Origin of the sequence: Streptomyces sp. NBC_01716 (genome assembly GCF_036248275.1) — a bacterium.
In the GTDB taxonomy this organism is placed as follows: Bacteria; Actinomycetota; Actinomycetes; order Streptomycetales; family Streptomycetaceae; genus Streptomyces.
Genome location: NZ_CP109181.1, coordinates 5919033 through 5932383, shown reverse-complemented (window position 1 = coordinate 5932383; position 13351 = coordinate 5919033). Strand labels below are relative to the sequence as shown.

Annotated in this window: 11 protein-coding genes; 1 reads left to right on the top strand and 10 read right to left on the bottom strand. The window is 68.0% G+C overall.

The features are described from left to right. Position 1: 1 nt before the first annotated feature. From mreC to OIE74_RS26135, 6 genes are all read right to left on the bottom strand, one after another. The gene (gene mreC / locus OIE74_RS26160) at positions 2-961 is read right to left on the bottom strand and encodes a rod shape-determining protein MreC (RefSeq protein WP_329387694.1); all 960 of its coding nucleotides are present in this window, start codon (positions 959-961) and stop codon (positions 2-4) included. 226 nt (positions 962-1187) lie between these two features. After that, positions 1188-2207, bottom strand: a complete 1020-nt coding sequence (locus tag OIE74_RS26155) for a rod shape-determining protein (RefSeq protein WP_031231655.1) — start codon at positions 2205-2207, stop codon at positions 1188-1190. A gap of 297 nt (positions 2208-2504) precedes the next feature. After that, positions 2505-2915, bottom strand: a complete 411-nt coding sequence (ndk, locus tag OIE74_RS26150) for a nucleoside-diphosphate kinase (RefSeq protein ID WP_329387688.1) — start codon at positions 2913-2915, stop codon at positions 2505-2507. Positions 2916-3020: 105 nt separating this feature from the next. Next, positions 3021-3383 carry a DUF4233 domain-containing protein gene (locus tag OIE74_RS26145; RefSeq protein WP_329387684.1) on the bottom strand — a complete coding sequence of 121 codons (363 nt, stop codon included), beginning with the start codon at positions 3381-3383 and terminating at the stop codon, positions 3021-3023. Between the two features lie 4 nt (positions 3384-3387). Then, positions 3388-4911 (bottom strand): bifunctional tetrahydrofolate synthase/dihydrofolate synthase, encoded by a 1524-nt coding sequence (gene folC / locus OIE74_RS26140; RefSeq protein WP_329387682.1) that lies wholly within the window; start codon positions 4909-4911, stop codon positions 3388-3390. A gap of 68 nt (positions 4912-4979) precedes the next feature. Then, on the bottom strand, positions 4980-7601 hold the full coding sequence (locus tag OIE74_RS26135) for a valine--tRNA ligase (protein WP_329387680.1): 2622 nt from the start codon (positions 7599-7601) through the stop codon (positions 4980-4982). A gap of 136 nt (positions 7602-7737) precedes the next feature. Here OIE74_RS26135 and OIE74_RS26130 point away from each other — a divergent pair, with 136 nt between their 5' ends. After that, positions 7738-8688, top strand: coding sequence for a hypothetical protein (locus tag OIE74_RS26130; protein ID WP_329387678.1), 951 nt, complete (start codon positions 7738-7740; stop codon positions 8686-8688). 90 nt (positions 8689-8778) lie between these two features. On the opposite strand, the gene clpX is transcribed toward OIE74_RS26130, so the two are convergent. From clpX to tig, 4 genes are all read right to left on the bottom strand, one after another. Then, positions 8779-10071: an ATP-dependent Clp protease ATP-binding subunit ClpX gene (gene clpX, locus OIE74_RS26125; RefSeq protein ID WP_078077342.1), complete on the bottom strand. Its 1293-nt coding sequence runs from the start codon at positions 10069-10071 to the stop codon at positions 8779-8781. Positions 10072-10225: 154 nt separating this feature from the next. Further along, positions 10226-10909: an ATP-dependent Clp protease proteolytic subunit gene (locus OIE74_RS26120; protein ID WP_329387676.1), complete on the bottom strand. Its 684-nt coding sequence runs from the start codon at positions 10907-10909 to the stop codon at positions 10226-10228. Between the two features lie 53 nt (positions 10910-10962). Then, positions 10963-11568 carry an ATP-dependent Clp protease proteolytic subunit gene (locus OIE74_RS26115; RefSeq protein WP_031231653.1) on the bottom strand — a complete coding sequence of 202 codons (606 nt, stop codon included), beginning with the start codon at positions 11566-11568 and terminating at the stop codon, positions 10963-10965. A gap of 278 nt (positions 11569-11846) precedes the next feature. Further along, a complete protein-coding gene (gene tig / locus OIE74_RS26110) occupies positions 11847-13283 on the bottom strand; it encodes a trigger factor (protein ID WP_329387674.1) in 1437 nt (478 codons plus the stop codon). Between the last annotated feature and the right edge of the window lie 68 nt (positions 13284-13351).

Here is a 13351-nt window from a genome sequence, read left to right as displayed (position 1 = left end):
TCTACTCCTGCTCGTTGACCTGGCCGTCGCCCGGCTGGTCCTGGCCGTTGGGCGACGGGGTGGCCGTGACAGTGACGGTCGGTGTGGGCTTGGGCTTGGCGGGCTTCTTCGGCAGGACCATGTCGCGCGGGTCCTCGCGGGGCGCCTGGACGACGACGCCGACGATGTCGAGCTTGGTGAAGCCGACGTACGGGCGGACGAAGATGTCACGCGTGAGGCCGCCGCCCGAGGGGTCGACGCGGACGACCTGACCGACCGGCACCCCGGGTACGAAGGGCCGGTCCTTGCTGGATCCGAAGGTGACCAGCCGGTCCCCCTTCTTCACCTTGGCCTTGCCGTTGAGTAGCTGGACGTTGAAGGGCTGGTCGCCCTGGCCGGTGGCGAAGCCCAGTTCGTCGCCGTTCTCCATCCGGGTGCCGACGGTGAAGTCCGGGTCGTTGGCGAGCAGTACGGTCGCGGTGCCCGGTCCCACGGTGGTGATACGGCCGACGAGCCCGTCCCCGTTCAGTACGGTCATGTCGCGCTTGAGGCCGTCGTCGGCGCCCGCGTCGATGGTCACGGTCCAGGAGAAGCCCTGGGCCGCTCCTATGGCGATGACCTCGGCGGCCTTTATGCCGTACTGGCCGGCGCCCGCGGTCTTGAGGAGCTTGTCCAGTTCCTTCACGCGGCTGCGGTTGCGCTCGTCGCTGCCGAGCCGCTGCTTGAGCGCCACGTTCTCCCGCTCCAGGAGGCTGACGCGGTCGTGCCGGTCACCGGAGTCCCGTACGGCCCCGATGGCGTTGCCGACCGGGTCGACGGCCTTGGAGACCCCCTCCTGGACGGGGCCGAAGACCGAGGCGGCGGCCTGTCGGGCACCGTCGACTGGTGATGCCTCTCCGCCGCGGATATCCACCGTGATCAGTGCGAACGCGATGGCGATCAGCAGCACCAGGAGCAGCCGGCTCTCTCGTGTGTCCCTCACGTGCGGCGGCCGTGCCTTCCTCGTTGGAATGCCTCGTCGGATATTTTCGTGCGAATCGCGGGAATCCCCCGTAAGGGATTCGTCTCAATTGGCGCATCGGATTGGTCTTGTCTGTATATCAACGATCCACCGGCCGGGACGTCAGCGTTCCATATGGGGTGTCCCCCGGGCCTGTTGAGGGGCCCGGGGGATATTCGCCCTTTTCATGATCTGCGCGGAGTCGGGGTCATCTGCGCGGCGAGGCGTCGAGCACCTGCTGGAGGGCTTCGAACTCCTCGACGCACTTGCCGGAGCCGAGAGCCACCGAATCCAGCGGGTCCTCGGCGATATGGATGGGCATACCGGTCTCACGGCGCAGCCGCTCGTCGAGGCCGCGCAGCAGGGCGCCGCCGCCGGTGAGGACGATGCCGCGGTCCATCACGTCGCCGGAGAGCTCCGGCGGGCACTTGTCGAGCGTGGTCTTCACCGCGTCCACAATGGCGTTGACCGGCTCCTCGATGGCCTTGCGGACCTCGGCGGCCGAGATGACGACGGTCTTCGGCAGCCCCGACACCAGGTCGCGGCCGCGGATCTCGGTGTGCTCGTCCTTGTCGAGGTCGTAGGCCGAACCGATGGTGATCTTGATCTGTTCGGCGGTGCGCTCACCGAGGAGGAGCGAGTACTCCTTCTTGATGTGCTGGATGATCGCGTTGTCCAACTCGTCGCCGGCGACCCGGATCGACTGGGCCGTGACGATCCCGCCGAGCGAGATCACCGCGACCTCGGTGGTGCCGCCGCCGATGTCCACGACCATGTTGCCGGTCGCCTCGTGGACGGGGAGACCCGAGCCGATGGCGGCGGCCATGGGCTCCTCGATGATGTGCACCTGACGGGCGCCCGCCTGGGTGGACGCCTCGATGACGGCGCGTCGCTCGACTCCCGTGATGCCGGAGGGCACACAGACGACGACCCGCGGGCGGGCCAGATAGCGACGCTTGTGGATCTTGAGAATGAAGTAGCGCAACATGCGTTCGGTGATCTCGAAGTCGGCGATCACACCGTCCTTCAGCGGCCGGACGGCAACGATGTTGCCCGGTGTCCGGCCGATCATCTTCTTCGCTTCGGCGCCGACCGCGAGGATGCCGCCCGTGTTGGTGTTGATGGCGACGACGGACGGCTCGTTGAGCACGATCCCCCGACCCCTGACGTACACCAGCGTGTTGGCGGTCCCGAGGTCGACAGCCATGTCACGGCCGATGAACGACATCTTGTTCCCCATGAGGATGCGTCTGGCCTTCCCAAATCGAGCATTGACGGCTTTTCAGGATGGCGAGGTGGATGCTGTGGCGTGGAGGCTTCCATCGTAGTGCCGCATGTGCTGAAGCGGCGCGGTAGATCTACCTGTTGATCCACCTCTAATAAAGATGACGAGGTGTCGCAGCCATGCGTTCCCGATCTGGCTCCGCATATGCCGGGCGTGGCCGAATTCCGTCGGTCGCCGCAGGCATCGTCAGCGCTGGATGGCTGACGTTTGATCAGAAAAGACCAGGGTAAGAGGTGTCTTTCAGTGGTCCGGAAAGAAAAGTTTCAGTTCCCGAATGGCGGACTCCTCGGAGTCCGAAGCGTGGATGAGGTTCTCCCGGACGATCGTCCCGAAGTCTCCCCGAATGGACCCCGGCGCTGCGGCGATCGGGTCAGTGGGACCCGCCAGGGCGCGTACGCCCTCGATGACGCGCTCGCCCTCGACGATCAGCGCGACGACCGGGCCCGACGCCATGAACTCGATGAGCGGCTCGTAGAACGGCCGGCCCTTGTGCTCGCCGTAGTGCTGCTCCAGCGTGCCCTCGTCGAGTGTGCGCAGCTCCAGCGCGGTGATGCTCCAGCCGGCCTTGCGCTCGATGCGGCCGATGATCTCTCCCACCAAAGCGCGGCGGACGGCGTCCGGCTTGAGGAGGACGAGAGTGCGCTGGGTCATGGTGTGCGGCTCCTTGCGGGCATTCGCTGCTGGCAAACGGGTGAAGTGGTGTGAGGCTACAGGTGCGCGCGTGACATGCCGTACCCGGTCCGGCTACGGACACGCCTAGGCCGAGGGCTCCGCCGACGTCTGGGCGGCGGTCTGCTCGGCCCACCGCGCCTTCGCCGTGTCGATCTTGCGCCCGTAGTGCACCGATGCCCACCACAGCGCGCCGAAGAGCACCCCCAGGAAGAACATCACCGGCACCATGAAACCGCCCGCGACCAGCGCGACCTGGAACGCCCAGCCGAGCTGGACCCCACCCGGCCTGGTGATCATTCCGCACAGCAGCAGCGACAGCAGCATCGCGATGCCGCAGACCGTCCACACGGTGGCCATCGACAGATCGTCGGACTTCATGGCGACGAGCCCGGCGAAGCCGATCACGAAGAACTCACCGATGAGCGTCGACGCGCAGAGCGTACGCATGCGATCAGCCCCTTCCCAGAAGCAGCCGGGCCTCGCCGACCGTGATCACCGAACCGGTCACCAGCACCCCGGCGCCCGCGTACTCCTCGTCCTCCTCGGCGAGCGTGATCGCCGCCTCCAGCGCGTCGTCGAGCCGCGGCTCGACCTGTACGCGGTCGTCGCCGAACACCTCGACGGCGACCGTCGCCAGATCGTCCGCGCTCATCGCCCGGTCGCTGGAGTTCTCCGTGACGACGATCTCCGCGAAGACCGGCTCCAGGGCTTCGAGGAACCCCCGGACATCCTTGCCGCCGCTGGCGCCGACGACCCCGATCAGTCTGCTGAAGCCGAACGACTCACCGACCGCCGCCGCGACGGCCCGCGCGCCCGCCGGATTGTGCGCCGCGTCCAGGACGACCGTCGGCGAGCGCCGTACGACCTCCAGCCGGCCCGGTGAGACGACGGAGGCGAACGCCGAGCGCACCGTGTCCAGGTCCATGGGCCGCGCGTGCTCGGCGCCGATCCCGAAGAACGCCTCGACCGCGGCCAGCGCCACCGCCGCGTTGTGTGCCTGATGCGCGCCGTACAGCGGGAGGAAGATCTGCTCGTACTCGCCGCCCAGGCCCCGCAGCGTCAGCATCTGACCGCCGACCGCGACCTCGCGGGAGACGACGCCGAACTCCATGCCCTCGCGCGCCACCGTCGCGTCCACGTCGACGGCCCTCTTGAGCATCACCTGCGACGCGTCCACCGGCTGCTGCGCCAGAACGACGGTCGCTCCCTGCTTGACGATCCCGGCCTTCTCCACGGCGATCTCGCCCGGTGTGGAGCCGAGCCGGTCGGTGTGGTCCAGGTCGATGGGGGTGACGACGGCGACGGTGGCGTCGATGACGTTCGTCGCGTCCCAGGTGCCGCCCATGCCGACCTCGACGACCGCGGCGTCGACCGGGGCGTCCGCGAAGGCCGCGTACGCCATGCCGGTGAGCACCTCGAAGAACGAGAGCCGGTAGTCCTGCGCGCCGTCGACCATCTCGACGTACGGCTTGATGTCGTCGTACGTCTCGATGAACCGCTCAGGGGAGATCGGTTGGCCGTCGAGGCTGATCCGCTCGGTGACCGAGGAGACGTGCGGGCTGGTGTAACGGCCGGTGCGCAGGTCGAAGGCGCCGAGCAGCGCCTCGATCATGCGGGCGGTGGACGTCTTGCCGTTGGTGCCGGTGATGTGGATCGACGGATACGCCCGCTGGGGGTCGCCGAGCACGTTCATCAGCGCCTCGATGCGGGTGACCGAGGGCTCCAGCTTGGTCTCGCCCCAGCGGCCTGCCAGCTCCTGCTCGACGGCGCGCAGCGCCTTGTCGACCTCCGGGTCGGTGGGCCGGGCCGGAACGGCGTCGCTCTGCGCCGGGCCCGTCCGGGCGCGCAGCGTGCGGCTTCCGGCCTCGATCACGGCGAGGTCGGGGTCGCGGGTGGTCTCGGCGTGGACGATGTCGTCGAAATCCTCGTCGTACTCGCCGGGCTGGTCAGGCTGGTCGGGCTGGTGCTCGCTCACGGGACCAGTCTACGGAGCGGGTACGACACTGATGCCGCCCCCGCCCCGTAGGGAACCTCCTGCGGCCGTCAGCTCTCCGGGAGAGCCGCGAGCTGGGCCGTGATCCGCTCGATGTCCGCCTCGGCCTTGGCCAGCCGGCCGCGGATCTTGTCGACCACGTTGTCCGGGGCCTTCGCGAGGAACGCCTCGTTGCCGAGCTTCGCCGTGGCCTGCTGCTTCTCCTTCTCGGCCGCGTCCCGGTCCTTCGTCAGGCGCTTGCGCTCCGCCTCGACGTCGATCGTGCCGGAGAGGTCCAGCTCCACCGAGGCACCGGCGACCGGCAGGGTCGCGGTCGCCTGGAAGCCGTCGCCCGCCGCCTGGAGCCGCAGCACCTGCCGGATCGCCGCCTCGTGCGGGGCGAGCGGGGTGGCGGACAGGTCGAGCCGGCCGGGGACCTTCTGGGCCGACTGGAGACCCTGGTCGGCGCGGAACCGGCGGACCTCGGTGACCACCTGCTGGACCTGCTCGATCTCCCGCTCGGCGGCCGGGTCCCGGAAGCCCGAGTCGGCCGGCCAGTCGGCGATGACCACCGACTCCTTGCCGGTCAGCGTGGTCCACAGCGTCTCGGTGACGAACGGGACGACCGGGTGCAGCAGGCGCAGGGTGACGTCCAGGACCTCGCCGAGGACCCGCCCCGAGACCTTGGCCTGCTCGCCGCCCGCGAAGAACGTGGTCTTGGACAGCTCGACGTACCAGTCGAAGACCTCGTCCCACGCGAAGTGGAAGAGGGCGTCGCTGAGCTTCGCGAACTGGTAGTCCTCGTAGTACGCGTCGACCTGCGCGACGGTCTCGTTCAGCCGCGAGAGGATCCACCGGTCGGTGGCGGACATCTCCGAGGCGCCGGGCAGGGGGCCCTCGACCGTGGCGCCGTTCATCATGGCGAAACGGGTGGCGTTCCAGATCTTGTTGGCGAAGTTACGGGAGCCCTGGACCCAGTCCTCGCCGATGGGGACGTCGACACCGGGGTTGGCTCCCCGGGCGAGCGTGAAGCGGACCGCGTCGGCGCCGTACTTGTCCATCCAGTCCAGCGGGTTGACGACATTGCCGAAGGTCTTCGACATCTTCTTGCCGTGTTCGTCGCGGACCATGCCGTGCAGCGCGATGGTGTGGAACGGGGGTGTGCCGTCCATCGCGTACAGGCCGAACAGCATCATCCGGGCGACCCAGAAGAAGAGGATGTCGTAGCCGGTGACCAGGACCGAGTTCGGATAGAACTTCTCCAGGCTCGGGGTCTGTTCGGGCCAGCCGAGCGTGGAGAACGGCCACAGACCGGACGAGAACCAGGTGTCCAGGACGTCCGTGTCCTGGTGCCAGCCCTCACCGGTCGGCGGCTCCTCGTTGGGACCCACGCAGACGGTCTCGCCGTTCGGGCCGTGCCAGACCGGGATCCGGTGGCCCCACCACAACTGCCGTGAGATGTTCCAGTCGTTGAGGTTGTCGATCCACGCGAAGTAGCGGGACTCCATCTCCTTGGGGTGGATCGCGACGCGGCCGTCCCGGACGGCGTCGCCGGCCGCCTTGGCGAGCGTGGCGACCTTGACCCACCACTGGAGCGACAGACGGGGTTCGACGGTCGTCTTGCAGCGCGAACAGTGGCCCACGGAGTGGACGTACGGGCGCTTCTCGGCGACGATCCGGCCGTCCGCGCGCAGCGCCGCGACGATGGCGGAACGGGCCTCGAACCGGTCGAGCCCCTGGAAGGGGCCGGGGGCCGTGATGACGGCCCGTTCGTCCATGACCGTGATGTTCGGCAGGTCGTGACGACGGCCGATCTCGAAGTCGTTCGGGTCGTGCGCGGGCGTGACCTTGACGGCGCCCGTGCCGAACTCGGGGTCGACGTGCGTGTCCGCGACGACCGGGATCGTACGGTCGGTGAGCGGCAGTTTGATCCGCTTGCCGACCAGGTGCGCGTAGCGCTCGTCGTCCGGGTGGACGGCGACGGCGGTGTCACCCAGCATCGTCTCGGTCCGGGTGGTGGCGACGACGAGCGTCTCGTCCCCGTCGCCGTACTTGATGGAGACCAGCTCTCCGTCGTCGTCCTGGTACTCGACCTCGATGTCGGAGATGGCGGTCAGACAGCGCGGACACCAGTTGATGATGCGCTCGGCGCGGTAGATCAGTCCGTCGTCGAAGAGCCGCTTGAAGATGGTCTGGACGGCCGCGGACAGCCCCTCGTCCATCGTGAACCGCTCACGGGACCAGGCGACGCCGTCGCCAAGACGGCGCATCTGACCGGAGATCTGGCCGCCGGACTCTTCCTTCCATTGCCAGACGCGCTCGACGAAGGCCTCACGCCCCAGGTCGTGCCGGGACTTGCCCTCCTTCGCCAGCTCCCGCTCCACGACGTTCTGTGTGGCGATTCCGGCGTGGTCCATGCCGGGCTGCCACAGCGTCTCGTAGCCCTGCATACGCTTACGGCGGGTCAGGGCATCGATGATCGTGTGCTCGAAGGCGTGCCCGAGGTGCAGGCTGCCGGTGACGTTCGGCGGCGGGATGACGATCGTGTACGGCGGCTTCCCGCTCTTCTCGTCAGCCTCGAAGTAGCCGCGTTCTACCCAGCGCTCGTACAGCTTCCCCTCCACCTCGGCCGGCGCGTACTGGGTCGGCAGTTCAGGGTTGGCTGCGGGCTGCGCTTGAGAGTTCTCGGTCACCCGCACAGTTTAGAGCCGTCACAGCTCCGCACTGAAACGGGATAGTTCGGTAACGGTGCGCCCCCCGATGGTCCATGACGCCGCTCCTTCAGTCAGGATGTCGGATACGCATAAGCATCTGGAGGGGACAGAGCACATGAGTTACAACCAGCCGGGCCCGTACGGTGGGCAGCAGCCCCAGGGCCAGCCCGGACCGTACGGACAGCAGCCGCCGCAGGGCCAGCCCGGCTACGGGTACCCGCAGCAGCCGCCGCAGGCGGAGCCCGGTTACGGGTACCCGCAGCAAGCGCCCCAGGGAGTCCCCCAGCAGGGCTACGGCCAGCCGCAGCAGCCGGGCCCGTACGGCCAGCCGCCGCAGCAGCCCCCGTACGGCGGAGCCCCGGGCTTCCCGCCGCCGCAGGGCGCACCGAAGAAGAAGACGGGCCTGATCATCGGCTCGGTCATCGTGGCACTCGCGGTGATCGGCGGTGGGGCGTACTTCCTGGTGGGCGGAGGCAGCAGTGATGTCGCCGACGACGGCCCGCACAAGCTGATCACGCCGGCGACGGTGATCGACGGCGAGTACAAGAAGGGTGAGGGCAGCGGCGACACCGGCGGCATGACGAAGGACGACCTCAAGGACGCCGAGAAGTGGGGGGTGACCAACCCCAAGGACGTCAGCGCCAATTACCAGTCGGGGTCGGAGGACAACCCGCTGGCCGGGAAGCTGATCTCGTTCGGTGGCGTGTACGGCGAGGTGGACGACCCGGAGAAGGCCGTCGACGCCATGTTCGGCTACCTCAAGTCGGAGTCCGAGAAGGAAGCAGGCGGCGAGGACGTTCCGACGTTCGAGGGGGAGGCCAAGTCCTTCGAGCCCGAGGGTCTGGACGGCGCCGTCCTGAAGTGCCAGGCGGCCAAGATGAAGATAGACGAGTCCGGAGGGCCCTCCGAGGTGACCTTCTCGATCTGCATCTGGGGCGACTACTCCACCCTGGGCTTCACCATGCCGGTCGACATGGCGAGCGCTCTGACGGGCAAGGCCGGCTCCCTTGAGGACGCCGCCGCGACAACCGCCAAGCTGCGCAACGACGTTCGCGTGAAGCTCTGACGGCACGCACCACCCCCGCGAGACGAAAGAGGGGCGCCCGACCGGTTCGAGCCGGTCGGGCGCCCCTCTTCGTGTCTACAGGTGCCGCCGTTACGCGGACTTCTCGTGGCGGCCGTCGTTCTTCACGATCCGCGGCTCGCGCGGGACCAGCGTCGGGTTCACGTTGTTGCGGACGACGTCCGCCGTGATGACCACGCGGGCCACGTCCTTGCGGGACGGGACCTCGTACATCACCGACTGGAGGACCTCCTCCAGGATCGCCCGCAGACCGCGCGCGCCCGTGCCGCGCAGAATCGCCTGGTCGGCGATGGCTTCGAGCGCGGGGAGGTCGAAGTCCAGCTCCACGCCGTCGAGTTCGAAGAGGCGCTGGTACTGCTTCACGAGCGCGTTGCGCGGCTCGACCAGGATCTTGAGGAGCGCTTCGCGGTCCAGGTTGTGCACCGAGGTCAGGACCGGGAGGCGGCCGATGAACTCCGGGATCATCCCGAACTTCACCAGGTCCTCCGGCATGACCTCCTGGAACTGGTCGCTCTCCTCGATCTCGCGCTTGGAGCGGATCGTCGCGCCGAAGCCGATGCCCTTGGCACCGGCCCGTGACTCGATGATCTTCTCCAGGCCCGCGAAGGCGCCGCCCACGATGAACAGCACGTTCGTCGTGTCGATCTGGATGAACTCCTGGTGCGGGTGTTTACGGCCGCCTTGGGGCGGGACCGAGGCCGTGGTGCCCTCCAGGATCTTCAGCAGGGCCTGCTGGACGCCCTCGCCGGAGACATCGCGGGTGATCGACGGGTTCTCGCTCTTGCGGGCGACCTTGTCGATCTCGTCGATGTAAATGATCCCGGTCTCGGCCTTCTTGACGTCGTAGTCGGCCGCCTGGATCAGCTTCAGCAGAATGTTCTCGACGTCCTCGCCGACATAGCCGGCCTCCGTCAGCGCCGTCGCGTCCGCGATCGCGAACGGTACGTTCAGCATCCGGGCCAGCGTCTGGGCGAGGAGCGTCTTGCCGGAGCCCGTGGGGCCCAGCAGCAGGATGTTGGACTTGGCGAGCTCGATCGCGTCGTCACGGCTCCCGGCGCCGCCGTTCTCACCGGCCTGCACGCGCTTGTAGTGGTTGTAGACCGCCACCGAGAGCGCCTTCTTCGCGGGCGCCTGCCCGACGACGTACCCCTCAAGGAACTCGTAGATCTCACGCGGCTTGGGCAGTTCCTCCCACCGCACCTCGGAGGTCTCGGCGAGCTCCTCCTCGATGATCTCGTTGCAGAGGTCGATGCACTCGTCGCAGATATAGACCCCGGGGCCTGCGATGAGCTTCTTCACCTGCTTCTGGCTCTTCCCGCAGAACGAGCACTTGAGCAGGTCGCCGCCATCACCGATGCGTGCCACGAGGTGCTTCCCCTTCGCCTGGGAGCAGCCTGGTTCAGCGGCTCCTGTGCCTCATACCCGACGGTACCTTGCCTGGCCCCCCGTACGGGCCCCCCTTGGCACGGTTCACGAGGTCGTGAGACCCGCGTGAACCGTGCCAAGGGCACCGGACGGGTCAGGCCGCTGCCGCCGCCGTGGTCTTACGGGTCGAGACGATCTGGTCGACCAGACCGTACGCCAGAGCGTCCTCGGCGGTCAGGATCTTGTCCCGCTCGATGTCGTCGCGGACCTTCTCGATCGGCGTCGTGGAGTGCTTGGCGAGCATGTCCTCGAGCTGCGCGCGCATGCGCAGGATCTCGTTGGCCGCGATCTCCAGGTCGGAGAGCTGCTCGCGGCCGGTCTGGCTGGACGGCTGGTGGATCAGGACGCGCGCGTTCGGCAGGGCGAGGCGCTTGCCCGCCGTGCCGGCCGCGAGCAAAACCGCCGCCGCGGAGGCGGCCTGGCCCATGCAGACCGTCTGGATGTCCGGCTTCACGAACTGCATCGTGTCGTAGATGGCCGTGAGGGCCGTCATGGAGCCGCCGGGGCTGTTGATGTAGATCGAGATGTCACGGTCGGGGTCCATGGACTCCAGGCACAGCAGCTGCGCCATGACGTCGTTGGCCGACGCGTCGTCGATCTGGACACCGAGGAAGATCACGCGCTCCTCGAAGAGCTTCGCGTACGGGTCGTACTCGCGTACGCCCTGCGAGGTGCGCTCCACGAAGCGCGGGATGACATAGCGGTTGTCCACCTGGGGGCCGGTGTAGAGGCCGCTCGCGGAGGCGCCGGGAAAGTTGTTCATGTGGGTGTTCACCATCCTGGTGGCGTTCGATGGGCTGACGTGGCCGGTCCTGGGCGTACTGCGAAGCCTCAGGCGCCGGTGCCGCCGCCGCCCGGAACACCCGAAGCAGCGGAGATGATCTCGTCGATGATGCCGTAGGACACGGCCTCCTCGGCGGTGAACCAGCGGTCGCGGTCACCGTCGCGGATGATGGTCTCTTCGGTCTGGCCCGTGTGACGGGCGGTGATCTCGGCCATGCGCTTCTTCGTACGGAGCAGCTGCTCGGCCTGGATCTTGATGTCGGAGGCGGTGCCGCCGAGGCCCGCGGAGCCCTGGTGCATGAGGATGTCGGTGTTGGGCAGCGCGAAGCGCTTGCCGGCGGTGCCGCCGGTCAGCAGGAACTGGCCCATGGAGGCCGCCATGCCCATGCCGATGGTCACCACGTCGTTCGGGATGTACTGCATGGTGTCGTAGACCGCCATGCCCGCCGTGACGGAACCACCGGGGCTGTTGATGTAGAGGTAGATGTCCTTCTCGGGCTCGGCCGCGAGGAGAAGGAGCTGCGCGGTGATCTTGTTGGCGATGTCGTCGTCGACCTGCTGGCCGAGGAAGATGATCCGCTCACCGAGCAGTCGGCTGTAGACCTGGTCGCCGAGGCCACCACCGAGGGACGGCTCACCGGCGGCGTAAGGCATCAGATTCGTCACGTGTCCACCTGCTCGTCTCTGACGGCTCCGGCCGTCTCAGCGTCTTTCGTTCCGGGGGACGGGGCGCTCCCCAGCCCTCGTATTCATGGACCCTAACGCGCTGGTCGGCGGGCGCCATCCCGCTTCCTGGACTGTTCGCTGGCAGCGCAAGGTAGTTGGGTCGGGGCAGGGGGCGCGGCACACCCACCGGGCCGGGCGGGGGTACGGAGCGGGCCCCGGGCGCGAGTCGCGTCCCGGGGCCCGGAGATCCGGTCGAGCGTGGACGCTCAGCCCTCGTTCTTCGTCTCGGGCTTGTCGTCGTCCGCGGCGGTGTCGGCGGCGGCCTCGGTGGCCGTCTCGTCGGAGGACGCCTCGGCGGTCCCGGCGGTCTCGTCCGCCTCATCCGTCTCGTCGTCGTCCTGGAGGTCGACGACCTCACCGTTCGTGTCCGTCACCTTGGCGGCCTCGACCACCACGGCGAGCGCCTTGCCGCGGGCGACCTCGCCGACGAGCATCGGCACCTGGCCGCCTTCGACGACGGCCTGGGCGAACTGGTCGGGCGACATGCCGGAGGACTGCGCGCGACGCATGAGGTGCTCGGTGAGCTCCTCCTGGTTCACGTTCAGCTTCTCCTTGTTGACCAGCTCGTCGAGGATGAACTGGGTCTTGATGCCCTTGACCGCCTGCTCCTTGGTCTCCTCGTCGAACTCCTCCTCCGTCTTGCCCTGGATCTCCAGGTACTTCGGAAGGTCGAGGCCCATCTGACCGAGCTGGTGGTGCTCCAGGTTGTGCTTGCGGGTCTTGATCTCGTCCTCGAGGAGCTTCTCGGGGATCGGGACCTCGGCCAGCTTCAGCAGCTCGTCCAGCACGCGCTCCTGGGCCTGGGTGGCCTGGTCGTACTGCTTCATGCTGCCGAGGCGCTTGCGGCTGTCCGCCTTCAGCTCCTCAAGGGTGTCGAACTCGCTCGCCATCTGCGCGAACTCGTCGTCCAGGTCGGGCAGCTCGCGGGAGGCGACCTGGGTGACCTTGACGGAGACCTCGGCGTCCTTGCCCTCGGCGGTGCCGCCCTTGAGCTGGGAGGTGAAGGTGGCCTCGCCGCCGGCCTCCAGGCCGGTCACGGCCTCGTCGATGCCTTCGAGCAGCTCGCCGGAGCCGATGGTGTACTGCACGTCACTGGCGACGCCGTCCTCCAGGACCTCGCCGTCGACCTTGGCCTCAAGGTCGATCGTCACGACGTCGCCCTCGGCGGCGGCGCGCTCGACGGCGCTGGTGGAGGCGAAGCGCTCACGGAGCTCGTCGACGGACTTGTCGATGTCCTCGTCGGAGACGCCGACCGCGTCGACGGTGACCTCGATGCCGGTGTAGTCCGGGATCTCGATGACCGGGCGGATGTCGACCTCGGCGGTGAAGGAGAGCAGCTCGCCGTCCTTCAGCTCCTTGATGTCGACCTCGGGCTGCCCGAGGACATTGAGCTCACCCTCGTTGACGGCCTCCGTGTAGAACTTCGGAAGGGCGTCGTTGACGGCCTCCTCCAGCACAGCTCCACGGCCGAACCGCTGGTCGATGACGCGGGCGGGGATCTTGCCCTTACGGAAGCCCTTCACCGTGACCTGGTCGTTGATCTTCTTGTACGCCGCGTCGAGGCTGTCCTTGAGCTCCTCGAAGGGCACCTCGACAGTGAGCCGAACCCGGGTCGGGTTCAGGGTCTCCACGGCGCTCTTCACGGTTCGGTCTCCTTGGTGGCTGATTCTGGGGTTCTGCTACGCCCGCCGTGACTCCGGCGGACCAGCGG

Excerpts from the sequence above, each read along its gene's own strand:
- OIE74_RS26145 (WP_329387684.1), bottom strand. The coding sequence starts at position 3,383 with ATGCGTACGCTCTGCGCGTCGACGCTCATCGGTGAGTTCTTCGTGATC.
- ndk (WP_329387688.1), bottom strand. The coding sequence starts at position 2,915 with ATGACCCAGCGCACTCTCGTCCTCCTCAAGCCGGACGCCGTCCGCCGC.
- OIE74_RS26115 (WP_031231653.1), bottom strand. The coding sequence starts at position 11,568 with ATGCCTTACGCCGCCGGTGAGCCGTCCCTCGGTGGTGGCCTCGGCGAC.
- OIE74_RS26120 (WP_329387676.1), bottom strand. The coding sequence starts at position 10,909 with ATGGTGAACACCCACATGAACAACTTTCCCGGCGCCTCCGCGAGCGGC.
- OIE74_RS26155 (WP_031231655.1), bottom strand. The coding sequence starts at position 2,207 with ATGTCGTTCATCGGCCGTGACATGGCTGTCGACCTCGGGACCGCCAAC.
- OIE74_RS26130 (WP_329387678.1), top strand. The coding sequence starts at position 7,738 with ATGAGTTACAACCAGCCGGGCCCGTACGGTGGGCAGCAGCCCCAGGGC.